Annotated in this window: 18 protein-coding genes; 9 read left to right on the forward strand and 9 right to left on the reverse strand. The window is 71.0% G+C overall.

The genetic code is table 11. From position 1 onward, the window contains the following. Positions 1 to 2: 2 nt before the first annotated feature. Positions 3 to 860: an ATP-dependent sacrificial sulfur transferase LarE gene (gene larE, locus CAP_RS00905; RefSeq protein WP_044234946.1), complete on the reverse strand. Its 858-nt coding sequence runs from the start codon at positions 858 to 860 to the stop codon at positions 3 to 5. A 197-nt stretch (positions 861 to 1,057) separates the two neighbouring features. Here larE and CAP_RS00910 point away from each other — a divergent pair, with 197 nt between their 5' ends. After that, on the forward strand, positions 1,058 to 1,945 hold the full coding sequence (locus CAP_RS00910) for an OmpA family protein (protein WP_081864423.1): 888 nt from the start codon (positions 1,058 to 1,060) through the stop codon (positions 1,943 to 1,945). A 13-nt stretch (positions 1,946 to 1,958) separates the two neighbouring features. Here the strand turns inward: CAP_RS00910 and CAP_RS00915 are convergent, their stop codons facing one another. Then, the gene (locus CAP_RS00915; protein ID WP_044234948.1) at positions 1,959 to 4,424 is read right to left on the reverse strand and encodes a fused MFS/spermidine synthase; all 2,466 of its coding nucleotides are present in this window, start codon (positions 4,422 to 4,424) and stop codon (positions 1,959 to 1,961) included. Positions 4,425 to 4,782: 358 nt separating this feature from the next. On the opposite strand from CAP_RS00915, the gene CAP_RS43420 reads away from it, so the two are divergent. Together CAP_RS43420 and CAP_RS00925 are read left to right on the forward strand one after the other, a co-directional pair. Continuing rightward, a complete protein-coding gene (locus CAP_RS43420; protein ID WP_052373909.1) occupies positions 4,783 to 6,660 on the forward strand; it encodes a serine/threonine protein kinase in 1,878 nt (625 codons plus the stop codon). A 12-nt stretch (positions 6,661 to 6,672) separates the two neighbouring features. Further along, positions 6,673 to 7,677: a PEGA domain-containing protein gene (locus tag CAP_RS00925; protein WP_044234950.1), complete on the forward strand. Its 1,005-nt coding sequence runs from the start codon at positions 6,673 to 6,675 to the stop codon at positions 7,675 to 7,677. A 103-nt stretch (positions 7,678 to 7,780) separates the two neighbouring features. On the opposite strand, the gene CAP_RS00930 is transcribed toward CAP_RS00925, so the two are convergent. The 3 genes from CAP_RS00930 to CAP_RS00940 form a co-directional block, all read right to left on the reverse strand. Beyond that, positions 7,781 to 9,130, reverse strand: coding sequence for an STAS domain-containing protein (locus CAP_RS00930; RefSeq protein WP_044234952.1), 1,350 nt, complete (start codon positions 9,128 to 9,130; stop codon positions 7,781 to 7,783). A gap of 143 nt (positions 9,131 to 9,273) precedes the next feature. Then, complete coding sequence (locus CAP_RS00935; protein WP_044234955.1) at positions 9,274 to 10,452, reverse strand: trypsin-like serine protease; 1,179 nt, start codon at positions 10,450 to 10,452, stop codon at positions 9,274 to 9,276. Between the two features lie 235 nt (positions 10,453 to 10,687). Further along, positions 10,688 to 11,224, reverse strand: a complete 537-nt coding sequence (locus tag CAP_RS00940) for a hypothetical protein (RefSeq protein ID WP_044234957.1) — start codon at positions 11,222 to 11,224, stop codon at positions 10,688 to 10,690. Positions 11,225 to 11,562: 338 nt separating this feature from the next. On the opposite strand from CAP_RS00940, the gene CAP_RS51805 reads away from it, so the two are divergent. Together CAP_RS51805 and CAP_RS51810 are read left to right on the forward strand one after the other, a co-directional pair. Beyond that, on the forward strand, positions 11,563 to 12,321 hold the full coding sequence (locus CAP_RS51805; RefSeq protein WP_044234960.1) for an alpha/beta hydrolase: 759 nt from the start codon (positions 11,563 to 11,565) through the stop codon (positions 12,319 to 12,321). Between the two features lie 47 nt (positions 12,322 to 12,368). Next, positions 12,369 to 14,297: a hypothetical protein gene (locus CAP_RS51810; protein WP_044234962.1), complete on the forward strand. Its 1,929-nt coding sequence runs from the start codon at positions 12,369 to 12,371 to the stop codon at positions 14,295 to 14,297. Between the two features lie 160 nt (positions 14,298 to 14,457). Here the strand turns inward: CAP_RS51810 and CAP_RS00955 are convergent, their stop codons facing one another. Continuing rightward, the gene (locus CAP_RS00955) at positions 14,458 to 15,621 is read right to left on the reverse strand and encodes an MFS transporter (protein ID WP_044234964.1); all 1,164 of its coding nucleotides are present in this window, start codon (positions 15,619 to 15,621) and stop codon (positions 14,458 to 14,460) included. Positions 15,622 to 15,723: 102 nt separating this feature from the next. Beyond that, complete coding sequence (locus CAP_RS00960; protein WP_231511014.1) at positions 15,724 to 16,296, reverse strand: GNAT family N-acetyltransferase; 573 nt, start codon at positions 16,294 to 16,296, stop codon at positions 15,724 to 15,726. Positions 16,297 to 16,687: 391 nt separating this feature from the next. Between CAP_RS00960 and CAP_RS43425 the strand changes: the two genes are divergently transcribed. The 4 genes from CAP_RS43425 to CAP_RS00980 all read left to right on the forward strand — a co-directional run bounded on the left by CAP_RS43425 (position 16,688) and on the right by CAP_RS00980 (position 21,806). Beyond that, complete coding sequence (locus CAP_RS43425) at positions 16,688 to 18,733, forward strand: serine/threonine-protein kinase (RefSeq protein WP_052373910.1); 2,046 nt, start codon at positions 16,688 to 16,690, stop codon at positions 18,731 to 18,733. Between the two features lie 398 nt (positions 18,734 to 19,131). Further along, positions 19,132 to 19,515, forward strand: a complete 384-nt coding sequence (locus CAP_RS00970) for a DUF4398 domain-containing protein (RefSeq protein WP_081864426.1) — start codon at positions 19,132 to 19,134, stop codon at positions 19,513 to 19,515. Between the two features lie 27 nt (positions 19,516 to 19,542). Next, positions 19,543 to 20,445, forward strand: coding sequence for an OmpA family protein (locus CAP_RS00975; RefSeq protein ID WP_044234965.1), 903 nt, complete (start codon positions 19,543 to 19,545; stop codon positions 20,443 to 20,445). 215 nt (positions 20,446 to 20,660) lie between these two features. Next, positions 20,661 to 21,806, forward strand: a complete 1,146-nt coding sequence (locus CAP_RS00980) for a THUMP domain-containing class I SAM-dependent RNA methyltransferase (protein ID WP_044234967.1) — start codon at positions 20,661 to 20,663, stop codon at positions 21,804 to 21,806. 91 nt (positions 21,807 to 21,897) lie between these two features. On the opposite strand, the gene CAP_RS00985 is transcribed toward CAP_RS00980, so the two are convergent. Then, a complete protein-coding gene (locus CAP_RS00985; protein ID WP_044234969.1) occupies positions 21,898 to 22,659 on the reverse strand; it encodes a hypothetical protein in 762 nt (253 codons plus the stop codon). Between the two features lie 92 nt (positions 22,660 to 22,751). Then, positions 22,752 to 25,907 carry a DUF5682 family protein gene (locus CAP_RS00990; protein ID WP_052373912.1) on the reverse strand — a complete coding sequence of 1,052 codons (3,156 nt, stop codon included), beginning with the start codon at positions 25,905 to 25,907 and terminating at the stop codon, positions 22,752 to 22,754.

Here is a 25,907-nt window from a genome sequence, read left to right on the forward strand (position 1 = left end):
CTTCAGCTCACGACCCGCAACGCGCGGCCCACGAGCACCTCGTTGTGGCTCCCGGTGCGGTAGCCCCCGAGGTCCAGGGTGACGTAGCGGAAGCCGTGGCGCTTGCCAGCCGCGACGATCTCCGCGCGCATCTCGGTGCCAGCGGCGCGGGTGAGGTCGGCGAGGTCCAGCTCGATGCGGGCGAGATCGTCGTGAAAGCGAACGCGGACCTGCCGGAAGCCGAGGGTGCGCAGGTCGGCTTCGAAGCCGCCGATCCTGGCGAGGCGCTCGCGGGTGACGCTGGTGCCGTAGGGGATGCGGCTCGACAGGCACGCGGCTGCAGGTTTGTCCCAGATGGGCAGGCCCACCGCCGAGGCGCCGGCGCGGACGTCTGCCTTCGTGAAGCCGAGTTCCACGAGAGGGCTGAGCACCCCGGCTTCTCTCGCGGCGTCGAGACCGGGCCGGTAATCGCCGAGGTCGTCGACGTTGGTGCCGTTCACGATGGCGGCGATGCCCCACTCGCGCTGTTTGTACACCGCGATGCGGTACAGCTCGCTCTTGCAGTGGAAGCAGCGGTCGGGGTTGTTGGCGACGTAGCTGGGGTCGTCGATCTCGTGGGACTCCACGAGCCGGTGGTCGGCGCCGATGAGCCGGGCGATCGAGGCTGCCTCCTCTTTCTCGGAGGGCGCGAGGCTCGGCGAGACCGCGGTCATGCCGACGGCGCGCGGGCCGAGCTCCTGGTGGGCTACCGCGAGCACGAAGGCACTGTCAACGCCGCCGGAGTAGCAGACGAGGACCGAGTCGAGGTCGCGCAGGCGGGCGCGGAGCTGGTCCAGCTTGGGCTCGATGGAGGTGCCCGGATCGGGGTTGGTCGCGGCCATGACGGTTTCTTCCTACCACGCGGCGGCCGCGGGTTCATGGCGCCCGACGCCGGTTCGGGGGGACCGCTGGCCGCCGCCTGGCCGCCGCCCGGGCGGTCAGGGCGGCCTGCGCCGGTGCGCTTCCCGAGGTTTCAGGGGTCGGAACCCTGGCGAGTTACTTGCGGTCGCTGGTCGGGTTCTGACACGCTGGGGCGGTCATGGATCGGACCAAGAAGCGGGATGCTGTCGATACCCTGGGCGCGTCCGGGGTGAACCGGGGGCACTTCCCGCGGGTTTCGAGGCAGTTGAGCGTCGCGGCGGCCCTGCTCGCCGGGGCTTCGCTCACGCTGGGCTGCTGGGACAACCGGCTACCGCCGCGAAAGCTGCCCACGGAGCAAAACCAGGCCGGCCTGCCGCGCTGGTACCCGGAGAAGCCCTGGTCGGAGCAGAGCGGCGAGGCGCAGATCTTCATCGAGGGCAAGATCGTCTTCGACACCGGCAGGGCCATCATCCGGCCTGGCAGCGACAAGGTGCTGAAAACGCTGCTCCAGTTCATGGGCGATCACCCCGAGGTGAGCCGTCTCCGGATCGAGGGGCACACCGACGCGCGCGCCGCCGAGGACAAGAACCTGGAGCTGAGCGCCGAGCGCGCGCTCGCGGTGGCCAACTGGCTGGTGGACCAGGGGGTCGATCCGGTCCGCCTCATCGCGGTGGGTTTCGGGGAAGAGAAGCCGCTCGCTCCCAACGAGTTCGAGGCTGGCCGGAGCGACAACCGTCGGGTCGAGTTCCACGTCGCCGAGGTGAACGGCCGGCCCTTCCTGGGGAGGGACCCCTATGCAGGGGGCTTCGCGCTCGACGTGCTGAGCACGGAAGAGAGGAAGAAGCGCGCTGCCGAGGCGCTGATGAAGCGCCTGCCGCCGCCTCCTCCCCAGTACAAGGCGACGGGCAACGAGGTGAAGGAGTACGACCGCAAGAAGCGGGAGCAGGACATCAAGAAGCGCGCGGCGCCCGAGAACATCGCGCCTTCGCCCACGAGCGAGCCTGTCAACCAGGCGCCCCCCGCAGGGCAGCAGGGCAAAGCGCAGCCGTCCGGCGGCGGGGGCTGACGCGCGCCTCCCCTCAAGGCGCGAGGTGCCGCGCCCTGGGATCCGGAGTGCGGTAGCGTTCGAGCAGATCCAGGGTCGACCGCAACGACGTGGGGTAGTCGAGGACGTTGCCCTTGGGCGTCGCGTACTCGAGATAGAGATTGTCGTCGGTCGAGATGACGGGACCGCTCTCCGCAGCGACGTCGGCGACGAGGCGATCCAGCTCGGCATCGGAGGTGAGCATCTCGCCGAGCAGATCGGCGAGCCTCCGGCCCTCCAGCGTCTCACGCAGCTCCGGGCGCGCTTCGAGGGCAGTGAGGCGCCCCTCCGAGGCCACGAGCGGCGCCGCGCTGGCGACGAGGATGCCCTGACCACCTCCCGCGAAGAGCGCGACGTGCGGAAAGACGGAGCGCAGCGTGCGGATCACCGTCGCCAGCTCCCGCGGCCTGATGTGGTGGAGCTGCACCCACTGCTGGAGGATGCCCCGCTCGGAGAGCCGTGAGCGGACCAGCTCGTAGAACTCCTGGCTGTAGAGGGTGGCCGCGCCCGCGAACCAGATGCTCGTCACCTCCATCGTGACGAGATCGTAGGGCTCGGTGGCAACGAGCAGCTCGTTCCTGCCGTCGTTGAGCGACAGGCGCACCCGCGGATCGTCGAGGGCGCCTCGGCTCGGACCGGAGAAGTAGATGCGGGCTGCCTCCACGATTGCCGGAGAGATCTCGGCCACGTCGAGGCGCTGCCACGGGTACGCCGCGAGGGTCCCCACGGTGGTGCCCGTGCCGAGGCCGATCACCAGGGCCCGACGGCTCTCCTCGACGAAGAGCGAAGGGAAGTGGGCGAAGCGCCGCTGCGCGGCCATCTCCGGTCCATCGTCGCCCTGGAACTTCCCGTTCGTGTACATGGTGGTGATGCCAGCGCGCCGGACGACGGTGGTCACACCTCCGTGCACGTCCTCGTGCACGAAGTCGATCCGATCCGGCGGAGGCCCCATCACGAAGTACACATTGGCGCCGCTGGTGAGCCGCGCGAGATCCCACCGCGGCTGGAGCAGCGCGAGGACCGCCGCCGCCGCTGCGACGATGATCGCGCGCGTGCGCTCACGCCGCGCCTCGGCGTCGTTGCCCACGGCGACCGCCGCCGCTGCGGCAGCCAGGCCGAAGCCCGCGGCGACGACGCCGAGCGCCCGCTGGGAGCCGAGCGCCGGCAGGATTGCGTAGCCGGTACCGATGGAGCCAGCGATGGTCCCCAGGGTGTTCACCGAGGTGAGCACCCCGACGCGCGCCGCCACGTCGGCGCGGCCCGCGACGCGCTGGAGCAGGAGCGGGAACGTGGTGCCCATGTACAGCGTCGGGAGCGCGAGGATCGCGAAGGCCGCGACGGCGCGCACCACCTCGCGGCCAGCCCACGAGTGTACGTGCTTGCCGGCGAAGGCGAAGAAGAGGGGGAGCAACTCCCAGAGCGGCAAGGTCACCGCGAGCGTCAGCGCCGCCGCGGCGAGGCCCCGCCAGAGCGCGGCTGGACCGTGACGGCGCGCGAAGCCGGGAGCGCGCGCGGCGCCGAGGGCGAGGCACACCAGGAACACCGCGAGCATCAGACCGAAGGCGTACGCGCTGTTGCCGATGAGCAGCGCGAGCAGGTGGGTCTCGACCACCTCGGCGGCGAAGACCAGGAAGCCGGACGCGAAGGCGAGGACCGCGAGGACCTGCTGGGTTCGCGCTGTCTCCCGGGGCTGTCGCGAGGAGGCTTTCGTCTCGTCGGCTGCGTGCGCGGCGCTCGTCTCCCGAGGAGGCTCGGACGGGGACGCCGAGGACGCGGCTGCGGCGCTGCGCGACGCCTCCTCGGGGCGCGGCGACGCTCCCCGGGTGCCCGCCGCGATGGCCACCGCACCCACCACCACGTTGGCGATCGCTGCCGCCCACACGGTGCCCCGGATCCCGAGGGCGGGGAGCACCATGTAAGCGCCCGACAGCGCTCCCATCGCTCCCCCCGCGGTGTTGATCGCGTAGAGCGCGGCGAGGCGCCGGGCCGCACCGGGCGCAGCGCTGACGGCAGGGGCCTCTGCCGAGGCCGTGGCGATGATCCGGGACAGGACGGGCAGCGTCGCCCCCATGCCCATGGTCGGGATCACCACCACCAGACCCGTCAACCCGGCTCGGACCACGGTCAGCACCGCGAGCGACCCGGGGAACGCCCGCGCCACGTGCACGTAGATGGACGTGAGGGCGTCGAAGGCGAACGGCGAGAGCGCGCAGACGATGCCCACCGTGATCTCCAGGACCCCGTACGTGACGAGAGGTCGCTGGAGACGGGCGGCGCGTCGGCCGCCGAGGTGAGCGCCGAGCGCGAGGCCGCCCATGAAGGCCGCGAGTACCGTGCTCACGGCATAGGCGGTCGCGCCGAAGACGTAGCCAAGGAGCTTGGAGAACGCGACCTCGTAGAGCAGGCCAGTCGCGCCCGACACCAGAAACAACGCCGCCACGAGCGGGAACCTGGAGCGCACGGGGGCGCACGTTAGCCCAAAACCGAGGCGCGGCGCGCCGCAGGCATCACGCGGCAGGCGTCGGGGGAGACGAGGTCATCCGGGCCGCGGCCGCACATTGCCGCGCTCTTCCGCCTTCTCCCATGTTCTGCCGCTTTCTCTCCGTGTTCCGCGGCCGTTGCTTTCCACGAGGGCGGCTGCAGGGCCCGGGAACCTCGTGTTACGATGCGACCGCACCCTGATTCCTGGGCTCTCACGAGATGACGTTCCGGCCACCCACCCCCACCGCGCCCGGCCCGATGGCTGCTTTGCGCGTGTTGCAGGCGCGCGGGGACGGGCGTCATGACCGTGAGGAGCAGCGCCTCCTCGGAGCCGAAGGTTGAGCGCTGCAGGGGACATCATCGCCGGGAAGTTTCGGCTCGAACGGCTCGTCGGCCGCGGCAGCATGGGGACCGTCTGGAGCGGCCGGCACCTGCGCCTCGACATGCCGGTGGCGATCAAGTTCATGGAAGCCAGCGCTACCGAGGAGCCCGAGGCGCGCCAGCGCTTCGAGCGTGAAGCTCGGGCCGCGGCGCAGATCCGGTCACCGCACGTGGTCCAGGTCCTCGACCATGGGGTCGACGAGCACGACGCACCCTACATCGTGATGGAGCTCCTCGAAGGCGAGGACCTCGGAGGCCGCCTGCGGAGGCTCGGGAGGATGACGCCCGCGGAGTTCGAGCCGCTCCTCACCCAGGCCGCCAAGGGGCTGCGGCGCGCGCACGAGAGCGGCATCGTCCACCGCGATCTCAAGCCGACCAACATCTTCATCTCCACCGTCGACGACGAGGAGACCGTGAAGCTGCTCGACTTCGGCGTCGCCAAGGTGCGCTGGAACGCCCTCGGCCACGCCACGCAGACCGGCACCCTGCTCGGCTCGCCGACCTTCATGAGCCCGGAGCAGGCCCGTGGCCACCGCACCGTGGACCACCGGAGCGATCTCTGGTCACTCGGCGTGATCACCTTCCGTGCGGTCACCGGCCTCAAGCCCTTCACCGCCGACTCCATCGCGGAGCTGATCATCAAGGTGTGCATCGAGCCAGCGCCCGTGGCCTCGCAGATCCTGCCAGGCTTGCCCCCGGAACTCGATGCGTTCTTCCTCCGTGCGTTCCAGCAGGACCCGGAGCAGCGGTTCCAGAGCGCACTCGAGATGGCCGCCGAGTTCGCCGCGATCGCCCGCGCCAGCGCGGCAGGCGGAGCCGTCGACACCCCCGGGTTCTCACCGAGCGCATCCATGCCCCCGGACTGCATGCTCCCTGCGGGTGAGCCCCAGTCCGGAGCGCCGAGCAGGCCGATGTCAGCGGCGGTCCTCCTCCATGCGCGCGCCGAGGTCGAGGACGCGGTGACCCACGCCCTCGCCGCGGGCGCTGCGGTGCCGAGCGCCGAAGGCGACGCTGGCCTTCTTCGAGCAAGCGCAGCGGGCCCGTCGGGCGCGCCGTCCCAGTCCACCCCTCTGCCACACGCCCCCTCCTCGACGCCTCGGCCGCACGCCCCCTCCTCGACGCCTCAGCCCCATTCCTCCCCCTCGAACCCGCGTTCCAGCGCGCCGGTGCTCCCCTCTGCCGTCGAGGCTCCACTCCCCGCGCTGGGACCCGATGCCGATGTCGCCCTGTACCAGGCGGGAGGCCTGGGTGGGCCGGTGTCCAGCGCGGCGGGGCCGATGCGCCGGGCTGACACCTTGCCGCTGCCCGAGGGCTACCATCCCCCGTCTCCAGGGGCTCCCCTCAAGGCTCCGGAAGCTGCCGCGCCGGGTGGCCCCGTGTCGGCGCTGCTCCAGCCCTTTCAGGCGCTTCCGCCGAACACGCGCCGCCATGTGGCCACCGGAGCGGTCGTCGCCGCGGTGGTGATGACCTTGCTGGTGCTCGTGGTGATCCTCACGAGCGGGTCCGACGAGAGGCAAGAGGGCGCGGCCGAAGCAACGCCAGCTCCCTCCAGCGCGCCTTCCGCAGCCGGCGACACGGACCGTCCCGGAGCCGAGAACGTGGTGCCACCCGGTTCGGCGCAGGGCAGCGTCGGCACCGCCGAACCCTCCGAGCCCTCCCCGGCGACGGCGCCGACCTCCGCGCCCACGTCGGGGGTGGAGGCCACCACGCCCGCCGAGACACCCGCCCCGACCGATTCCAGCACCCCGCGCCCTGGCAACACCCCGCGCCAGGACTGGAAGCGCCCCTCGGGGACCACGAAGAAGGCGTCCGGGAAAGTCGACCTGGGGTATTGATCCACCCTGGCGATGACGAAAGAGCGACCCCTCACCCGCGGGCTTCTCGCCGCCGTGACCGTGCTCGCGCTGGTGCTGGTCGGTCCTCCTGCCACCGCAGCACCGGGCCCCCCGGGTGAGGACCGGCAAGCACGCGAGACGGCGCGCACCTTCGGGCAGCGCGGCGTCGAGCGCTTCGAGGCAGGGGACTACGCGGCCGCCATCGAGATGTTCAAGCAGGCGGAGGAGAACTTCCACGCCCCCACCCACTGGCTCTTCATCGCGCGCGCCGAGAGCAAGCTCGGAAAGCTCCTGAGCGCCGAGCGCTCCTACAAGCGCGTGCTCGAAGACGAGCTGGGCAAGGACGCCCCGAAGGCCTTCACCAGCGCCCAGGAAGCGGCGCGTGACGAGCTCTCCTCCCTGAAAGCGCGCATCCCGGAGATCAGCGTCGACATCCGTGGGGTGCCCGAGGGCGCCACCGCCGAGGTCTTCCTGGACGGCGACCGGCTTGAAGCTGGGCCGCGCGGCAGCCGCGCCCACGTCGACCCCGGCACACACCACCTCCGCGTCACCGCGCCGACCGTGGCCCCCTTCGAGCGCGAGGTCGAGGTCACCGAAGGCAAGAACCAGCAGGTGCTGGTGGAACTCCAGTCTACCCGCACCTCGCTCGGCAAGGTGCCCGGAGCCGTGGTCCTCGGCCTCGGGGCTGTCGGCCTCGGCATCGGCACCGTCACAGGGGCCATGTCGCTGTCCAGGGTCAGCGAGCTCGATCGGCTCTGCCCCGACCGGCAATGTTCTCCTGCCGAGCAGCCCATCGGCGACGACGCCCGCACCCTGGGCACCGTGTCCACGGTGGGCTTCGTGGTGGGCGGCGTGCTCGCGGCAGCGGGCGTGACCCTCCTCGTGATCCAGCCCTTCGACCAGCCGCCCACCTCGACCACCTCGACCACCTCGACCACGTCACCGCCCCGGCGACGTGGCACGCCGCTCAGCGTGGCCGCAGGACCTGGCTCGATCCTCGTCCGCGGCAGCTTCTGACCTCGCCTGACGTCGCACGTCGCACGTCGCACGTCGCACGTCGCACGTCGCACGTCGCACGTCGCACGTCGCACGTCGCACGTCGCACGTCGCACGTCGCGCCTCACCAGCGCGCTCCCCCACCCAGCGCCTTCGCGATCCCCGCCTGCAGGTGCAGGCTGGTCGCGATCCCCCCGAGGCTCGTCTCGCGGTCCGTGAGCGCCCGCGCCACCTCCGGACCGATCCCCGTCAGCATCACCTCCACCCCCAGGAGCCGCGCCGCCTTCGTGGTCCGCGCGAGCCCCTCGGCACCCCGCTCATCGAGGCGCCGGACGCCCGTCATGTCGAGGATGGCCACCCGCGGCTGCCGGGTGGAGATCCCTTCGAGGAGCGCCTCCATCACCCGCCCGATCCGGTCCGCGTCCAGGCTCCCCACGAGCGGCATCACCACCACCTGCTCGTGGACCGGGATCACCGGCGCCTCCAGCGCGCGCAGCGCCTCCTTCTGCACCCGGATCACCTCGTCTTGTGCCAGGTGCTCCTGCACCAGCGCCTGGGCGCGCTCGTTGTGGAGGGCGGCGCCGAGCAGCCCGGCACCTGCCCGCAGCGCCTCGATCTCCGCCTCCGACCACGCGCGCGGCACCCGGCACTCATCGAACCCGATGAACCCCCACCAGGAGCCCTCGGCGAAGATGGGCACCACCGCGAGCGAGACGATCTCCTGCGGCTCCAGGACGGCCCGCTCGCCCTCTGGAAACTCGCGCACCAGCCCGTAGACGGCCTCATCGCGCGAGAGGTGCTCCACCCACCGCCCCAGCCCCAGGGCCTCGAAGGGCATGTCCTGCAGGTCGGGGTTGTCGATCTCCGGCTTCACGCCTGGCGCGCACCACTCGTACTTCTGGCTGCAGATCCACCCCCCCTCTGCCGAGAGCCGCGCATCGAAGACGTACACCCGGCTGACGTCGGTGGCCTCGCCGAACCGCCCGAGCGCCCGGGCGACCCGCTCCTCCCAGACGCCGCCCCCGAGGAACTGCGAGGCAGCGAAGCCCACGGACTTGAGGACCTCGTGGTAGCGCTCCGACGCCCGCGCCCCCACGTGCTCCACGGTCACGTCCCGCTTCGTGACGACGAGCCCCGCCCCGTCTCCCTGCAGCCAGGGGGCCACCTGGGTCAGCACCCACCGCTCGTCGTCGGCTTCCTCCACCCGCCCCCGTCGCTCACCCCGCTGCCCGTGCAGCCCTGCCTTCAGCAGGCCTGTATCGTCCTCACCCCGCCCCAGCCTCCGGCTCCTGCACCCCCCGAACGCGCGCCCTTCCGCATAGCCATCCTCCGCCTCGCGCTCTTCCGCGGGCGTCACCTGCCGCCAGGCCTCGTTGAGGTACTGAATGGTCAACCCTGCATCGAGCAGGGCCACGGGCTCGGGAAGCGCATCCAGCAGCTCCCGAACCTCCCGGGGTAGCAGGGGGTAGGGCATCCCCCCATGATACCGCAGCGGAGTGTCTTTTTAGCGTGAAGATGAACGGCGCAGGTGCAGGTCGCTCTGCAGGCCAGCCTACGCCGTCAGGGTGAGCGCGGTCGCGTTCCTTGCGATTGCGGTGAGCGCGATCGCCGTGCAGCTCACTGGAAGGTGTACGCGGTGAGGCTCGCACCCTTGTAGGTGTTGTAGCCCCGCAGCGAGACGTACCAGGTGCCGGCAGCGGGCGTGGGGATCACGCACGCCTCGTAATGCCCGTTGTTCTGGCCCGTGCAGGCGTAGCTGCTCGTCGTGGGCTGCGAGCCCTGGCGCACGTAGAGGTCGACGTCGCCGCTCGCGCTCGTGCCGTTCGTCACGTACGCCGCGAGCCCCTGGGCCCCGGCGGGAACGGTCACCGTGAAGTGCTTCCAGGTCCCCGAGCTTCCGGCCTGGTTGGCCTGGTTCACCGCGAGCGTGAAGGGGCTCCCGATGACGTCGGTGATCCACGACTGGAACGAGGTGACCCGCGCGTAGAGGCCCGGCCACCGCTTGTCGGCGCAGCCGTTCCCCCAGCTCACCACGCCCGCGAGGATCCTGCCCGAGCCCTTGGCCACGGTCAGCGGCCCACCGCTGTCGCCCTGGCACGAATCCTCGCCGCCGTTCACCGTGTCACCCGCGGGGAGCTGATCGCTGCTGATGGTCATCCCGTACAGGCTGCCGGCCGTCGCATTGGAGACGATCGGCACGTTCACCGCCTGCAGGGTGTTCGGCGACGATCCACCCGACGACAGCGTCCCCCAGCCGCTCACGTTGGCCGTCACCCCGACGTTGAGCAGCCCTGCCGAGGCGTCGGCCGCGGTCGCGAGCGCAATCGCTTTCACGGTGGTGGTGTTGAGGGTGAGCGGGGTCGAAAGCTTGATGAGCGCGACGTCTTTGCCTTCATCCGTGTCCACGTACCCCGGATAAGGAATCACCTGCTCAATTTGCCGGATCTGGCCGCTGGTGCTCATCCCGCTCAGGGTGGAGCTGCCCGCCGCGATGCGCATCGTCCCGGGAGCCGAGACCTCGAAGGCATTGCCCGTCGCGATGCAGTGCTGGGCCGTCAGGATCCAGCTCGCATTGAGTATCGAGCCGCCGCAGAAATGGCCTCCCGAGGAGGACTGCAAGGAGATCTGCCAGGGATGGCTGGTGATGTTCTGGTTCGTCCCGCCGACAATGGCGTCGGAATCTTCCTCGTGCGCGGCCTCATCGCCGAGGTCCTCGGGGCCATCGACATCGGCAGTGCATGCAGAAAGGAGGGCCGCGGTGAGTGTGGTGAACAGGAGGAGAGACGGGTTGCGCATGGCACATCGACTTACCTCCACCGCACCACCAGTGCAACACGAACCATAGTGAGAATTTGTTAACGACCAGCACCGGACGTTGCCGCGGTACTTGTCCAACCGAATGCTGTCCGTAATCGGTTCGGCGACGTCACCACGGTAGTTGTTCAACCGTGCACGTCTGATTGCGCGTCGCCAGGACGTCCCGCCTGCGTTCCAGGCGCCAGCGGGATCCGCCGCGCTGCGGAGGCGTCACTCACGCCCGGAGACCTCGCGCCTCCAGCCTCTCGCGCGCGCCCTTCACCCCGAAGATGGCCACCTCGTCTGGCGGCACGATGGGCGCCTGCAGCGCGGCAGCGAGCACCGCCGCGAGCGCGAGGGGAGCGCGCGCATCACCGCCCTCCTCCACGGCGGCGCGCACCTGCCACACCCGCTTCGCCCGCGCCACGAGCGCATCCATCCCGGCGCCACCGATGGCCGCCACGCTGCGCGCTGCCGCCGCGCGCACGGCGTCTGCCCTGTCGAACGGCACCGTGACCATGCGGACCCGCGTCGTCGCGCCCCCGCGCCAACCGACGTCCACCTCCAGCGCGTCCGCGAGGGGCGTCGCCCCCGACGCGTAGGACTTCTTCTGCACCACGCCGAGATCCACGCGGAAGAACGCCGTGGCCACGTGAGCCCAGCGCGCCTCGTCCACGCGCGCCTCGGGGTCGGGGGAGAGCACGGACCACGCCTCGGCCACGGGCATGAGATCCACCCGCCCAACCACCCAGCCCGCGCCGTCGAAGTCCATGGCCCTCACCGTGCGACGGGCGACCCGGTCGGTGCAAGCAAGCAAGGAGGAGCGGCGTCGGGCCCGCAACCGCCCGCGGCATCGCCATTGCTGGAGCCCCCTGACGGAGGCGCAGCGTGAACAGAATGCATGCAGCCAAAGCACATCCCTTCGGCCTGATCGCGCTCGGTTGCGTCGCGCTCGGTGCTGTCCACTGTGCGTCGACGACACCCGGTCGGAGCGCCGACGGGCACGATGTTCGAACAGGCTCGTCCGCATGGAACGCCGCCAGCAGCCCCGCGTCCGGCGCGCGCGCTTCCTCCGGAGCCTCTGCCCGAACGCCGACCTTCGAGTCACGCGTGGAACCGGAGGACCCCGGCGTCCCCGCACCGCGTGGCGCGCTCCCCGCGCTCGACGAGGAGCCGCTCATCGAGATCGACGTCCCTGGCCACCACCCCGCGGTCGTCTCCGTCCCGCGCCGTGCCACCTCCCCGCGCCCGGTCATCGTCGCCACCCACGGCGCCGGCGATCGCGCCGAGCCGCATTGCACCATCTGGCGCAACACCATCCAGGATCGGGGCTTCGTGCTCTGCCCGCGCGGCACCGCCATGGGCGCGGGAGAGCCCGGCCCCTACACGGGCTACTTCTACCGGGATCACCACCACCTCGGCCGCGAGATCGCCGCCGCCCTTGCCGCCCTCGAAGCGCGGTTCCCCGAGCACCTCGACCTGGAGGCACCCGTCTACACGGGCTTCTCGCAGGGAGCCATCCAGGGCGTCCCCGTGCTCTTCGAGGGCCCGGCCCGCTTCTCGCGCGCCGTGCTCATCGAGGGTGGCTACGGCGGCTACCGCGAATGGAGCGCGCTCGCCGCCCGGCTCTTCAAGGATCGCGGCGGCGAGCGCGCGCTCTTCGCCTGCGGCGGCCCCTCCTGCGTCACCAAGGCGACCCACGCCTCGAAGCTCCTCGAAGCCGCCGGGGTCACCGCGCGCGTCCTCGATGTCGAGGGCGCTGGCCACAGCTACGGCGGCGTCATGGAAGACCAGGTGCGGCGCGCCTTCGCCTGGGTCGTCGAAGGCGACGACCGCTGGGGCAACCTCCCCGCCCTCGCCCGGCGCTGACGCCCTCTTCGCGCGTCACCGCCGGGGTGGTACACGGGATCCACCCCATGCTGCCCCGCCTCCCCCGCGCCTCCCATGCCCTCCTCGCCGCCTTCGCCCTGGCAGCCATCCCGGGTTGCGGCGGCGACGACGCCCCCGAGTTCACCGCGCCGAACCGCGCCGCCGGGGATCGCACCCCCCTGACCGCGCGCTGCGGCGACACCGAGGACCTGCATTGCCTGATGCCCTGGCCTTCGAGCACGTTCAGCCAGGTCGACACCGCCTCGCCCACGGGCCTCCGCGTGCACGTCGACGCGAGCGCCCTCTATCACGCCGAGGACGACCCCGCCTCGTTCAACCGGGCTGACGGCTTCTCTCGCCTCACGCCCCTCGTGGTCGGCTTCCAGGCGGGGCTCGCCGCCCTGCCCGAGGCGTCTCCCACCGAGGGCGTGGTCCGTCTCATCCTTGCACAGCACGATCACCCCGCTTACGGCGAGCCCGTCCCCCTGCGCATCGTCGCCCACGCCGACCCCGACCTCCCCGACCGCTCCATGATCGTCGCCTACCCCCTGCGCCCCCTGGAGCCGGACGCCGACTACGTCGCCGTCGTGACCGACGCGCTCCGCTCCACCAGCGGCGGCGCGCTCCAGCCCACGCGCCAGACCCTCCTCGCGCTCGATCGCGAGGCGCCCGCCTCGCAGGAAGAGGCCGACCTGCTCGGCTACCACGCCCCCACCCGCGACGTCCTCGGGCGCGCCGGCATCGACCCCACCCGCGTGGTCCGCGCCTGGGACTTCACCACCCGCTCCTCCGACGACGCGACCCGCCGGCTCCTCGCGATGCAAGAGGAGGCGCGCGAAGCCGTACGCTCGGGAGACGTCGAGGTGACCTTCGACGTGGTCGATGTCCCCGCGGACGGCACCATCGCCGCCGTCGTCGAGGGACGCCTCGTCGGCCTGCCGACGTTCAGCGGCGACGCGGGCCTCACCCTCAGCGACGCCGGCCTGCCCATCGCTCAGGGCAAGGGCGAAGCCCCCTTCCGCGTCTCCCTCCCCGCAGGCACGGGCGACTACCGCTTCCTGATGTACGGCCACGGCATGGGCGGCTCCTACAGCGACGACTCCTTCGACGCAGAGGTCACCGCGAGCGGCCTCGCCAAGGTCGGCATCCAGTTCCGAGGGTGGACCGGGGACGACCTCATCGACACCTTCGCCGGCTTCGTGAGCATGGCGGAGGGGACCCACCTCTCCACCGCGCGGCTGATGCAGTCGCTCGCCGACGCCGCCGCCGTCCAGGAGGCCATGAGCGGCGTCCTCGGCGACGCGCTCGCCGATCCCATGCTGAACACCACCCCGAACCCCCTCGCCGGCCGCCGCCCCGACGGCAGCATCCCCGTGTGGGCGGGCGGATCGCTGGGCGGATCGCTGGGCCTTGTCTACGCGAGCGCCGACCCGGAGATGCGCGCCGGGCTGCTGAACGTACCGGGCGCCGGCTGGACCCACTTCGTGCCCCTGTCGGTCGTCTACGGCGTCGTGGAGGGCCTGCTCCGGAGCAGCTACGGCGGCAACCTCGGCTTCCTCCACGCCCTCAGCATGAGCCAGGGCAACTGGGACGACATCGACGGCGCCGCGTGGATCGACAAGCTCCGCGCCAAGGACCCCTACTTCCTCGTCCAGGAGAGCATCGGCGACCCCGTGCTACCGAACCCCGGCTCGGAGATGGTGGCCATCTCCGTCGGCGCCGTGATGGTCGGCGCGACCCTGGTGCCCATCGAGGGCGTCACCTCTACCGACGAAGCCGTCGGTCAGAGCGCCATCACCCAGTACTGGGTCCCCGGCGACGACGCCTACGCGGTGCACGGCTTCGCCGCCGAGAGCGGCCCTGGCGGCGAGGCCGCGCGCCAGCAGATGTTCGAGTACTTCGAGACCGTCTTCGCTGGCGAGCCGCGGATCACCGTCCCCTCCGGTTGCACTGGCGGGAGCTGCGACTTCCGCTGACCTCATTCACACGGCAGGGGCTCGCGCCCCCGCCCCCCGCCGAGCAAAGCTCGTCGGGGCCCCCCACTCCGCGATCCACCCGCGGTCTCCAGAGCGTTTTGCCGCTTCGGGCCTGACGCCCGTCGCCTCGGGAAGCGGACGATGTCCCCTGCCGCGTGTATCAGGACACCGTCTCGGGAGGCGGCGCGTCCCTGAGCCCGATCCCCACCCCGATCGCCGCGAAGATCGCCGCCGAGAGGCCGTACGCCGCGAGCCTCCCCTGCCCGATGAACGTGTTCGCGAGGAGTGGCCCGGTGATGAGCGCCAGACACGACAGGGTCTGGCTCACCCCGAGCACCGTCCCCTGCTCGTGCGGGCCCACGCTCTTCGTGATCAGCGTCGTCAGCACCGGCCTCACCACCGCCGACCCGATCGACGAGAACGCCACCACGACCAGGAGCATCGGCAGCGTGTAGAGCGCCCCCAGGAACGCGTACCCGACCGCCATGAGCGCGAAGCCCATGATGGCGATCCGCTGCTCGCCGAGCTTCTTCGCCATCCTGCCGATCAGCCCCCCTTGCACCATCCCCCCGATGAGCCCCGAGTAGGCGTACAGGTGACCCACGTTCTTCATGGTGAACGAGAACCGCCGCTGCAGGTAGAACGACAGCCCCCCCGTCAGCGTCGCGAACGACAGGCTGAAGAAGAAGAACTCGATCAGGCGTCGCCGCGGCAGTGGCCGCTGGAAGAGCTGCTGGAAGGCCGCGACGCGGCCCCTCGTATCGGGCACGGTCAGCGGCTTCCGGGCCGGGAGCAGCGTCGCCGTCAGCACGAAAGACAGCAGCGACAGGCCTGCCGCCGCGAGCCCGGGGACGCCATACCCGTACCGCTCGGCGAGCTCACCGGAGAGCGCGGGGCCGATCAGGAACCCTGTCCCGAAGGCCACGCCCACCAGGCCGTAGGCCCTCGTCCGGTCCTCGGGCTTGGTGACGTCGGCGATGTACGCCTGCGCGACGGTCAGGTTGCCCGCCGTCGAGCCGGAGATGAACCGGCTCAGGAACAGCATCCACAGCGTGTGCGAGAAGCCCAGCACCGTGAAGCCGACCATGGTCCCGAGCTGGCTCGCGAGGAGCGTCGGCTTGCGGCCCACCCGGTCGGAGATGCGCCCCAGGATCGGCCCGGAGACGAGCTGACACGCCGCGTACGTCGCGAGCAGCGCCCCGGTCACCACCTCCGACGCGCCGAGGTGCTGCGCGAAGAAGGGGAGCACCGGGATGATCATCGTCATGCCGAAGACGTCGACGAAGATCGTGAGAAATATCGGCAGAAGAGGGGAACGTAGCATCGGTGCCTGTCGATCGACCCTGGGCGCGTGGCCGGCAAACCGGGCCCTGAGGCGGCGCCCTGGTCACGGAGCGCGGGCAGCATAACCCCTTTCCGCCCCCGCTCATGCCCTGAGCGCCAGGGTCATCTCGATGTCGTCCACCGAGCGGCCATCCACCCGGAAGGCATCGTGGCGCACCCCGATCTCCACGAACCCCATGCTCACGTAGAGCCGCTTTGCCCGGTCGTTGCCCACGAAGACCCCGAGATCGACGTGATCCAGCCCGGCCTCGCCCCGTGCCCAGTCGATGGCCGCCTGCATCAAGCGTCGCCCGTGGCCCTGCCCCCGGTAAGCCGACAGCAGCCCGATGCCCAGCGTCGCCCGGTGCAGCTCCGCGCCGATGCGCCCTCCCTGAAGCTCCACGTGCCCGACCACCCGCGCCCCCGGATCGTGAAACCCTGCCGGCCCTGCCGCAGGAAGCGGGCCAGACCACAGCAGCCACGCGCGCCCCCACCTCGGGCTCGTGAGCGGCCGCGACCAGCGCTCGAGCGCCACTGCCTCCACCTCCTCGCCGGATCGATCGGGCTGCAACGCATGGGGAGGCATGCCGTCCTGCCCGGACTCCGCCGCGTGCTCCAGGACGAAGGCGGTGAAGGCGCGCACGTGCTCTTTCGTGGCGGGCAGAACCGGCGCCACCGTGTCCAGCTCGTTTGGGGGATGCAGGCGCTGCATGCGCCGCATGGTAGTCCCGCGGGCCCCGGATCTGGGGACCGTCGCGCCCTGCTCTTTCCGTGGCCGTGCCCCCGAGCGTCACCGCCTGCCCGCGGAGAGCACCTCGCCAGGCGTCCGGTCCTCGTGCACGTCGCTCCTCCGCGTCGCTCCTGGCCGGGTTTTCCGGGGAACCTCGCGCCTCCGTGGCCAGTCCATGGCCAGGATGGGGACGGCCTGTGACCACCTCTCCCCAGGTCGTGCGCCGAGCTGTTCTTTGCTATGGTCGCGACGTGGACCTTTCCCTCCTCGCAGCGCCCTGGGCCGGGTCGGCCGACCCGTTTGGCGGAGCCCCGGGCCGTGGAGGGAGGACCGTCGCATGAGGCACGAAGGGATCATCGGCCGCAAGATCGCCGGACGCATCACCGTCAAGCGGCTCCTCGGCGAAGGGGGCATGGCCGCGGTCTACGTGGGGGAGCGCGACATCGAGCCGCGCCAGGTGGCGGTCAAGATCATGAACGCCGACCTCTGCGCCGACCGCGCCTTCGTGCGCCGCTTCCAGCGCGAGGCCAAGGCCGCCTCGGTCGTGAAGCACCCGAGCTCCGTCACCATCTACGAGTACGGCACCGAGGGAAACCTCAGCTACATCGTGATGGAGCTCCTCGACGGGCACGACCTCTACCAGCTCCTCGAACTGTACGGCGTGCTCCCTCAGGCGCGCGCCGCGCGCATCCTGGCCGAGGTCTGCGACGTCCTCCAGGTCGCCCACGAGATGGGCATCATCCACCGCGACCTGAAGCCCGAGAACATCATGGTCATCCCCGACGTGCGCGTGCCCCAGGGCGAGCGCGTGAAGGTCCTCGACTTCGGCATCGCCAAGCTGCTCGAAGTGGAGGAAATCGAGGAGTCCGGACCCATCGACTCCGCGGACGGCCCCCCTTCGGCGATCACCCGCGTCGGCCAGATCGTGGGCACCCCCGCGTACATGTCGCCCGAGCAGTGCGGCCTCCTCCCGGTCGACACCCGCTCCGACATCTACACGTGCGGCGTGCTGCTCTTCCAGCTCGTCACGGGCCGGCTGCCCTTCGAAGGCGACACCCCGTTCCACACCGCCTCGCTCCACATCCACGCCCCCATCCCCTCCGCCGCCGCCTTCGCGCCGGGCCTCGATCCTCGGCTCGACGCCCTCATCCAGAAGGCGCTCGCCAAGCGCCCTGCGGAGCGGCACCAGACCGCGCGCCACCTCGGCGCCTCGCTGCGCAAGCTGCTCCCCATGCTCTCCGACGCCTCCCTCGTCACTGGCCCCATCTCGCGCCGCCAGATCAGCTCGAGGTGGCCCCGCGAAGAGGCGCGCGTCATCGGCGCTGCCCTCGAAGACACCCCTCCTGCGACCCCCATCGCGGGCCTGGCGGCCACCCCGCGCGTCCAGATCCAGCCAGCGCTCATGCCCCAGGCCCCGACCCCTGCGCGCCCGCCGGGGCCCCTCGCCGCGCTGGTGGCCTCGTCCAACGAACCGTACTCGGACGAGGAGTCGCTCGAATCGGCGAAGACCCTGGTCTCCACCGCAGCCGAGATCGGCACGCTCCCCCAGGTCCTCCTGAACGACCCCCTCCAGGTGCGGCAGTCGTACCCGAGCAGCGACGACATCCAGACGCTGGAGCATGATCGCAGCGCCGCGCCGCCTGCCGCTCCCCGCACCGAAGACGCCATCGCGACCAGGCCGCGCCCCATGGCGGAGCAGGCACCTTCGGCCGGGTGGCCCACGGCCTCGGTGCTCCCTGGTGTACCCCGCGCCGGGGCGCGCTTGCCCGGGGACCTGCGCGACGACGACCCTGACGAGGATCGCGCGGTGACCTTGATCCGCACCGCCAGCGACTCCTCACCCGACCTGGACTTCGCCGCTGGCGCCCAGAGGCCCGGCGTCCGCGAGGTGAAGTCCACCCTCCGCTCGGCCGAGGAGTTCGGGATCAAGCCGCCGGTCCCGGAGAAGCGCCCCGAGGTCCAGGTCCAGATCCCGGCTGCCGGCGCCCGGCACGGGCACGCCGGACCCTCGTCGGACCCCACCGACATGCTCGCCCGATCCGGGCGTGGCGTGCCGGCCGCGGCCGTCTCGCCCCAGGTGCTAAAGACGGTACGCATCAACCAGCCCGCGGGGACCGGCCCGAACCCTGCCCCGCCGCGCGACAACTACGGCTCCGGCGGCACCTTCGGGACCCCCGTACCCCGCCCGACAGGCACCCTCCCCATCCCCCCACAGGCCCCCGTCCTGCCGCCCACGGTCAACGACATGGCGCAGTTCTCCGGCCCCCAGCCCTCGACGGGCGGTGGGCTGCTCAGCGGCCGCGTGGGCCTCCTCATCGGGTTCATGGCCGGCATGGTGATCACCGCCATCCTCGTGATCGTCTATCTCTTCGTGCTTCGCTGACCCGCGTACGTCTCTGCTGTCAGCGACCAGTCCTCCCTGGATCCTCGGCCTTCGGGCCTGATCTCCGCCGCCTGCGACAGCGCCCGAGATCTCCTGCCGTGCGCGGCGCGAGGCCAGGCAACGGCGTCGCGATCGCGCTTGCAGGGCTGCGCGTCGCCGCCTGTCTGGAGTGCATCTTCGCCTTGATCCAGGCCCGCAGATTCTGCGGCAGCAGGGGCGCAGCGCAGCGCCGTGAAGGACGTTGATGAAGCGCGTACGGGCGCGCCCGAGGCACAAAGAACGCCTGAAACCGCGAGCAACGGAGGCCCGCCTCGAACATCTTATCAACCAGTGATTGGGACCTCGGTGCCCAGGAACGAGGACGCGCCACCGCGCGTCGCCGTGCCTAGGCAAGGGGCTTGCTGACCCTGATCGACAAGGGGAAAGAACGCATGAAATCAGTAGCAATGCTCGCGCTGTTCGTTCCGCTCGCAGCCGGCTGTGCAAGCCTGCCCGCGCCCACGGAACAGATGGCTTCCACAGAGGCTGCGGTTCGCGGTGCCCGTGAGGTCGGTGCGGAGCGCGTGCCTCAGGCATCGCTCGAGCTGCGCCTCGCCGAGGAAGGCATCGCCAAGGCCAAGGCTGCCATGGCCGAGGACGACAACGAGACGGCGGACCGGCTCCTGAAGCGCGCCCAGTCGGACGCGGAGCTGGCGCTGTCGCTGGCACGCGAGAGCAAGGCCCGGACCGACGCTGCGCAGGTGATGGGACAGGTGTCCCAGCTCCGCAACCAGATGAAATGAGCTCAAGGACCTAGGAAGGATACGACCATGAAGTGGAGCCGAAGCGCACTGGTGCTGGGGTTGGGGTTCTGTCTGGGTGGGTGCGCGGCAGCGCAGCCGCCCCAGGAGCTCGTGAACGCGCGGGCCGCCTATGAGCGTGCCCAGGCGAGCAAGGCGCCGCAGCTCACGCCCGTGCCGCTGCACGACGCGAAGCAGGCCCTCAACGCCGCCGAGGGAGCCTTCAACGAAGACGCCGAGTCGCAGCGCACCCGCGATCTCGCCTACATCGCCGAGCGGAAGGCGCTCCTCGCCGAGTCCAAGGGCAACACCGCGCAGGCCACGACGCAGCGCGACCAGGCCCATCGGGAGCTCGCACAGCTCCAGAGCCAGATGCAGACCCGCCAGCTCGCGAACGCGCAGGCGGGCATGCAGGCCGCTCAGGCCAACCTGGCGGCGACCCAGGGCGCGCTGAACAAGACCCAGGCCGAGCTGGCCAGCGAGAAGAAGGCCCGCGAGGAGGCAGAGCGCCGAGCGCGTGACGCCATGGACAAGCTCGCCGTCGCCTCGGCGCTCGCCGTGAAGGAAGAGCAGCGCGGCACGGTCATCACCATCCCGAGCGGCGTCCTCTTCACCTCCGGCAAGTACGCCCTCTTGCCGGCGGCCCAGCAGAAGCTCGACCAGGTCGCCGATGCCCTCAAGAACCAGGATGACCGCAAGATCATCGTCGAGGGTCACACCGACTCCCAGGGCACCGACGAGTCCAACATGGTCCTCGGCAAGAACCGCGCGCAGTCCGTGCGCGACTACCTGGTGTCTCGCGGCGTGCCCGCCGAGATGATCTCCGCCACCGGCCTCGGCGAGTCGCGCCCCGTCGCCGACAACAACTCGGCCGAGGGCCGCGCCAACAACCGCCGCGTGGAGATCATCGTTCAGCCGGTCGAGAAGCGCTGACGTCGCGGCGGTGACCCGAGCACGGTCACCCCTCACGACCTCGCACCGAGCCAAGGCCTGACCCTCGACCCGGACGGCAACGTCCCCGGTCGGCGGCCGGGCCTTCGTGCGTTCGCTCCCTGGCTCTCCTCCGGGACGCGCGGGGACGCGCGGAGATGCCCATGCCCCTGATTCGGGGGACGCAGCCCCCGCACTTGGTCTAGAACCCGGGCCCGATGGACTTCTTCGCCACTGCCGCCAAGGGCACCGAGCCCGCGATCCGGGACGAGCTGCGCGAGCTTCGCTTCCGCGGCGTGCGGGCCGACCGGGGAGGCGTCCACTTCACCGGCGCCCTGGACGAGGGCTTCCGGGCCTGCTTCGAGCTGCGCTGCGCCCTCAGGGTGCTCACCGAGCTGGGTAGCTTCGACGCCCCGCACGAGGGCGCGCTCTACGAGGGCGTGCAGGGCATCGACTGGACCCGGTTCCTCGACCCCTCGCGCACCCTCGCCGTGCGCGCCGCCTGCCGCTCCAGCGCCCTCACCCACACCCAGTACATCGCCCAGAAGACCAAGGACGCCGTGGTCGACCAGCTCCGCCAGCGCCACGGGGCGCGCCCGAGCGTGGACCGCGACGACCCCGACGTCCTCATCTTCGTCCACCTCGTCCGCGACCGGGCCACGGTCTACCTCGACCTCGGCGGGGCCTCGCTCCACCGGCGTGGCTTCCGCAGCATGGCGGGAGAGGCGCCCCTGAAGGAGACGCTCGCCGCGGCGCTGCTCCGGCTTTCGGGCTGGGACAGGGAGCGCCCGCTCGTGGACCCGATGTGCGGCTCGGGCACCATCGCCATCGAGGCAGCCCTCTGGGCACGCCACATCGCCCCCGGCCTGCTCGCCACGGACGGCGAGGAACGGCAGTTCGGGTTCGAGCGCTGGGGATGCCACGACGAGGCCGCCGCGCGCCGCATGGCAGAGATCCGGGAGGCCGCGCGGGGACGGGTGCGCACCTCGGCCCCCCCCATCCTCGCCAGCGACAGCGACGCCGCCATGGTCGCGTTCACGCGCGAGAACGCCAGAGCCGCAGGGGTGGAGGTGTCGGTCCACAAGGCGCGCGTGGAGGACCTCGGCCCCACCGATCCGCCAGGTCACGTGATCCTCAACCCCCCCTACAACGAGCGCCTGCCGGGCACCCGCGACCTCTACCGCGACATGGCCCGCGCCCTCCGCCGCCTCCACGGCCACCGGGTCGCGCTCCTCTCCGGCACCCCCGACATCGAGCGGGCCATGGAGCAACGCCTCCCGGAGCCCCCCGCCCCCCGCCCCCGCTCCCTGGCAGTCTGGAACGGCGACATCGAGTGCCGCCTGCTCACCTACGACATCCCTTGATCCTGCGGGCCCTGAGCCCGGGACAGCTCACCGGAGGGGCGCTGCGGGCGCCTCCGCGCAGCGACCCACGCCGGCGGTCCTGCGTGGCCTCTCAAGGCCTGCAGGCATCCGCCTCCATGCACGAGAAGTCCTGGCAGTCGATGGTGCCGTTGTCGTTGTCGTCGACGCCGTCCGTGCAGTCTTCCTCGCACGCAGGGTGATCCCAGCAGCGGTAGTCCTCACAGTCGGTCATGCCATCCCCGTCGTCGTCCTGGTTGTTGGTGCAGAACTCGGGACACCCGCCGAACTCGAAGCAGTGGAAGTCCGCGCAGCCGGAGAGGCCGTTGCCGTTGTCGTCGGCGTTGGGGTTGAAGCAGCTCTCGTCACAGTCCCCCGAGTCGTAGCAGCCGAAGTCCTCGCAGTCGGTCAGGCCGTCCCCGTCGTCGTCCTGGTCGTTGGTGCAGTCCTCTTCGCACGCCGAGGAGAAGGCGCAGAGCATGTCGTCGCAGTCGACGTCGCCGTTCCCATCGTTGTCGACACCGTCATCGCAGACCTCGGCGCAGCTCGGCCCGGCGCAGTCCGGATCCCTGCAGTCGGTCAGCCCGTCGTCGTCGTTGTCATCGCCGTCGTGACACTCCGTCTCCGGCTCCACCGGCGACCCGCCGGAGCCGCCGCTCCCCCCGCCCCCCACCGCCGTCCCGCCGCCGCTGCTGGTGGTCGTCGCGGTGCTCGACGAGGTGCTGCCGCCGCCCCCGCCGGGACCTGTGGTGGTGGTGGTGGAATCACCCGAGGTCGAGTCGAACCGATCGAAGTCGTTCATGCAGGCCGCGAGGGCCATGAGGGTCGCGAAGGCGACGACGAGCCGAGGCCGCATGCTGCTGCTCCAGGAAGATGACCGCGATGACGCCTGAGGGATGGCCGCGGATGCTACCAGGAGCCACGGCCTGGATCGACGGTCGCCGTCTCTCAGGCGACGCCGATCCAGGCAGCCAGCGCCCTCACGGCCTCCGGATGGTCGACGAGGACCCGCGCAGTCTCGTGCACATCCTCGGTGGCCCCCGCCGTCGCGGACGCAGCATCTTGCGACACCTCCCCCGCTGCGCCCTGCTGCGCCGCGTCGCCCGTCGTGGGGCCCGCAGCACCTCCAGCGCTCACGGCACCTGCCGCCGCCCAGCGCCCGTCGATCCCGAGCCGCGCGGCGATGCCGTCGAGCGGTTCGGGATGCGCGCGCAGCATCGCTGCAATGCTCGCCTCGGCAGGCGAGAGCGCAGGCCCCGTCGGCGCGGGAGCCGCCGCGCCTCCCGGAGGCTCGGGCACCGCCGCCCCGCCCGCCGCAGTGGGCCCAGGCGCCGGCTTCGCCGCGGTCTTGGCCTGGCGCTCCCAGGGGAACTGCCAGCCCGACAGCTCCTTCGCCACGCGCGGGAACGCGAGCCCCGCCTCCTTCACCAGGGTGCTCATCACCCCGGGCCCGAGCGGCCGGAGCGCGACCACGAGCTTCGGCAGCCAGGGCACCAGCACCTCCTCCGGCAGCTCGGAGAAGGCGCGCGTCATCAGCTCCACGCAGAGGCGGGTGATGCGCGGGGTGAACTCCAGCGCGAGCAGGAACCCCGCCACGTACTCTGGAAAGACCGGGAGGAGCAGCGGCTGCGAGAGGAGGTGGGTGAACTCCTGCCGCAGCTCATCCTCGCTCTTGAGGAGGAGCACCCACTGGGCGGCCCACAGCAGCGCGCGCTTCGGAGCATCCTCGGGCGCTGCCTGCTGCACCGAGATGAGGAGCTGGCTGCGCTGGCACCCCACGGAGAACGCGAGCGCCTCCTGGGTGAAGATGAACGCGAGCATCGCCGCGAGCTGCTGGGGCGTGACCCCCCGGTCCGTGAACGCTTCGGGCAGCAGCGTGGAGTAATGCTGGTAGCCCGTGGCGACGAACTCCTTGATCCAGTCCGGGAGCCCGACCGTGCGGTAGTAGTGCACGAGCCGCCGCACGCGCTGGAAGATCTCGGGCGCATCCGCGCCGCCCGCCTCCGCCTTGAGCAGCTCCACCGCGCGCAAGCCCAGCTCGCGCGCGAGGCGTCCACTCTTCAGGTAAATGACGCTGTCCTCGGCCGCCTCCAGAGCATTCACCGTGCGCGCGTTCTGCGCGAACGCCTTGACCTTGAGGCGCTTCTCCAGGACCTGCTCGACGGTGATGCCCTCGTAACCGAGCTGGATCAGCGAGTGCTGGCTCTTGCCGATCGAGATGTCCCACGACTCCTGCTTGGGCTTCGTGCCGAGGTTGCGCTCCCCCATGACAGGCACCACGGGGACGCCGAGGTAGCGCAGCCGCCAGAGCAGGTCAGAGGCGGGGAGCTGATCCGGCCGCGCCGTGAAGTCGAGCAGGGCACGCTGGATCTGGCTGGCCTTGAGGTTCACACCGAGGACGGCGAGCCTGTCGTAGACGTCCTGCGCGAGCGGCGGGAGCGACTCGTACCCGACCTGCCCGAGCTTGTCGCCCCCGAGGAGGATGTCGCAAATCCGCGCGATGTTCCGCTTGCCAGGAACGCGGTTCTTCTCGAGACAGGTGATGGCCGCCTCGCGAAAGTCATACGGCGAGGGATGGGCGCGGTCGCGCAAGCGCGCGAGGAGATACGAGGTGTGGAGGATGGCAATGGTGTCCGCCGTCGACGACAGATACCCATTCTTGCGAGCGAGGCGCACCACCTCCACGCACCACCCCATGAGCTGCTCGTCATCCCCTTCGACGAACGAAGGCGGCCGCATCAGCAAGTCATGGAGCCTGACCCCCGCCGGGCCGGCCACCGGCCCGGCCGCCGGCCCGGCCGGTGCGGGTGAGGGGGCGGAGCCCCCTACGCTCCCGATGGTCGCTACCCCTTGAGAGGTGGTTCCGGGGGCAGGTTTTTTTGACGTCGTCGCGGGCGTCGCTGCGGCCGTCGCTGCGGTCTTCTTGGTGGGCCTGGTGGGAGCCAGGTGCTTGCTGGGCGCCTTGATCAGGAAGGGCTCGACGCCGATCGCTTTGTGCCCCTTCTCCCAGGTCTGCCGCGCGATGGCGATCTCGCCCGACGGCAGCCCGAACTGGTGCTCGATGGCCGCATAGCTGGAGGGCACGACGCCGTAGAGCCACGCGGTCTTGGTGCGCGGCGGTACCTCCCACTCCGTCGTCGCGTTCACCCCGAACTCGGGGATGGGGCTCACCGCATGGATCGCGCCACAGACGTGGATCGCATCCTTCGCGTCCACCTTCTTCTCGCGCAGCCACTGCCGCATGCGCGACCACATGTACCGCTCGCGCTGCTCGTTCTCGCCCTGGTCCTTGGCCCGCGAGCCCACGCGCCGGAGCAAGCTCGCCACGAGGAAGAGCACGTGGCGGTACGTGGCGTAGTCGGCCCCGAGCGTCGGCCCCTCCACGTACTGGCTCCACCACTCGCTGTAGTGGCTCACCCGCGCATTCCTCAGCAGCACCTCCAGGAAGTCGCCGAAGGTCGGCTCCATCGCGCCAATGCGGAGCCCCACCGCGCCACCGTGGAGGTTCTGGGTGTCCTTGGCCTCCGCGCCCTCGTCCTCGGAGTTCGAGTCCGCGTCCGCGCCACCGTCGTCCGTCTCCGCATCCTCCGCCCCAGGCAGCTTGTCACGGGGGCTCCACTGGAAGACGTGATCCGCCGAGCGATCCACGAAGACCAGCTTGGTCTCCGGGTGCTCCATGCAGAACGCGATGGCCTGGTACTCCGCGGAGAACTCCGTGAGCGGCAGGACCAGGTTGAGCGGCGTCCAGTCGGGCGGGAACTCCGGAGCCTCCGGCGCAAACGCCTGGAGCGCCACCGGGAACTTGCAGTGCTCCAGGCCCTTCAGCGCAGCGGTGAGATCCTCACACCCCTCCATGAAGATGACCTTCGGCGGCCGCGCCCTGAGCCGCTGGCTCATGTGCAGCGCCGACGCCGGCGAGTGGTGCTTGACCGGGAAGATCTCCAGCGGCTCGGCAGCGGCGCGCTCGACGTCGTCCACCATCGCCCGCAAGAGGTCACCGACCGACTGCGCGCTGTCGGTGAAGGCCTGGGCCGCCGCGACGAGCTGGTCGCGCAGCGCGCTCAGCGAGGGGTCCGCAGTGAGCTGCTCGATCTTCTTGGCCAT

This window comes from Chondromyces apiculatus DSM 436 (assembly GCF_000601485.1).
Classification (GTDB): Bacteria; Myxococcota_A; Polyangia; order Polyangiales; family Polyangiaceae; genus Chondromyces; species Chondromyces apiculatus.

Bases quoted from the DNA above. Each gene is read 5' to 3' on its own strand.
- CAP_RS00985 (WP_044234969.1), bottom strand. From the start codon at position 22,659: ATGCGGCCTCGGCTCGTCGTCGCCTTCGCGACCCTCATGGCCCTCGCG.
- CAP_RS00980 (WP_044234967.1), top strand. From the start codon at position 20,661: ATGGACTTCTTCGCCACTGCCGCCAAGGGCACCGAGCCCGCGATCCGG.
- CAP_RS00940 (WP_044234957.1), bottom strand. From the start codon at position 11,224: ATGGACTTCGACGGCGCGGGCTGGGTGGTTGGGCGGGTGGATCTCATG.
- CAP_RS00910 (WP_081864423.1), top strand. From the start codon at position 1,058: ATGGATCGGACCAAGAAGCGGGATGCTGTCGATACCCTGGGCGCGTCC.
- CAP_RS00975 (WP_044234965.1), top strand. From the start codon at position 19,543: ATGAAGTGGAGCCGAAGCGCACTGGTGCTGGGGTTGGGGTTCTGTCTG.
- CAP_RS43425 (WP_052373910.1), top strand. From the start codon at position 16,688: ATGAGGCACGAAGGGATCATCGGCCGCAAGATCGCCGGACGCATCACC.
- CAP_RS00925 (WP_044234950.1), top strand. From the start codon at position 6,673: ATGACGAAAGAGCGACCCCTCACCCGCGGGCTTCTCGCCGCCGTGACC.
- CAP_RS00955 (WP_044234964.1), bottom strand. From the start codon at position 15,621: ATGCTACGTTCCCCTCTTCTGCCGATATTTCTCACGATCTTCGTCGAC.
- larE (WP_044234946.1), bottom strand. From the start codon at position 860: ATGGCCGCGACCAACCCCGATCCGGGCACCTCCATCGAGCCCAAGCTG.
- CAP_RS00930 (WP_044234952.1), bottom strand. From the start codon at position 9,130: ATGCCCTACCCCCTGCTACCCCGGGAGGTTCGGGAGCTGCTGGATGCG.
- CAP_RS00935 (WP_044234955.1), bottom strand. From the start codon at position 10,452: ATGCGCAACCCGTCTCTCCTCCTGTTCACCACACTCACCGCGGCCCTC.
- CAP_RS51810 (WP_044234962.1), top strand. From the start codon at position 12,369: ATGCTGCCCCGCCTCCCCCGCGCCTCCCATGCCCTCCTCGCCGCCTTC.
- CAP_RS00990 (WP_052373912.1), bottom strand. From the start codon at position 25,907: ATGGCCAAGAAGATCGAGCAGCTCACTGCGGACCCCTCGCTGAGCGCG.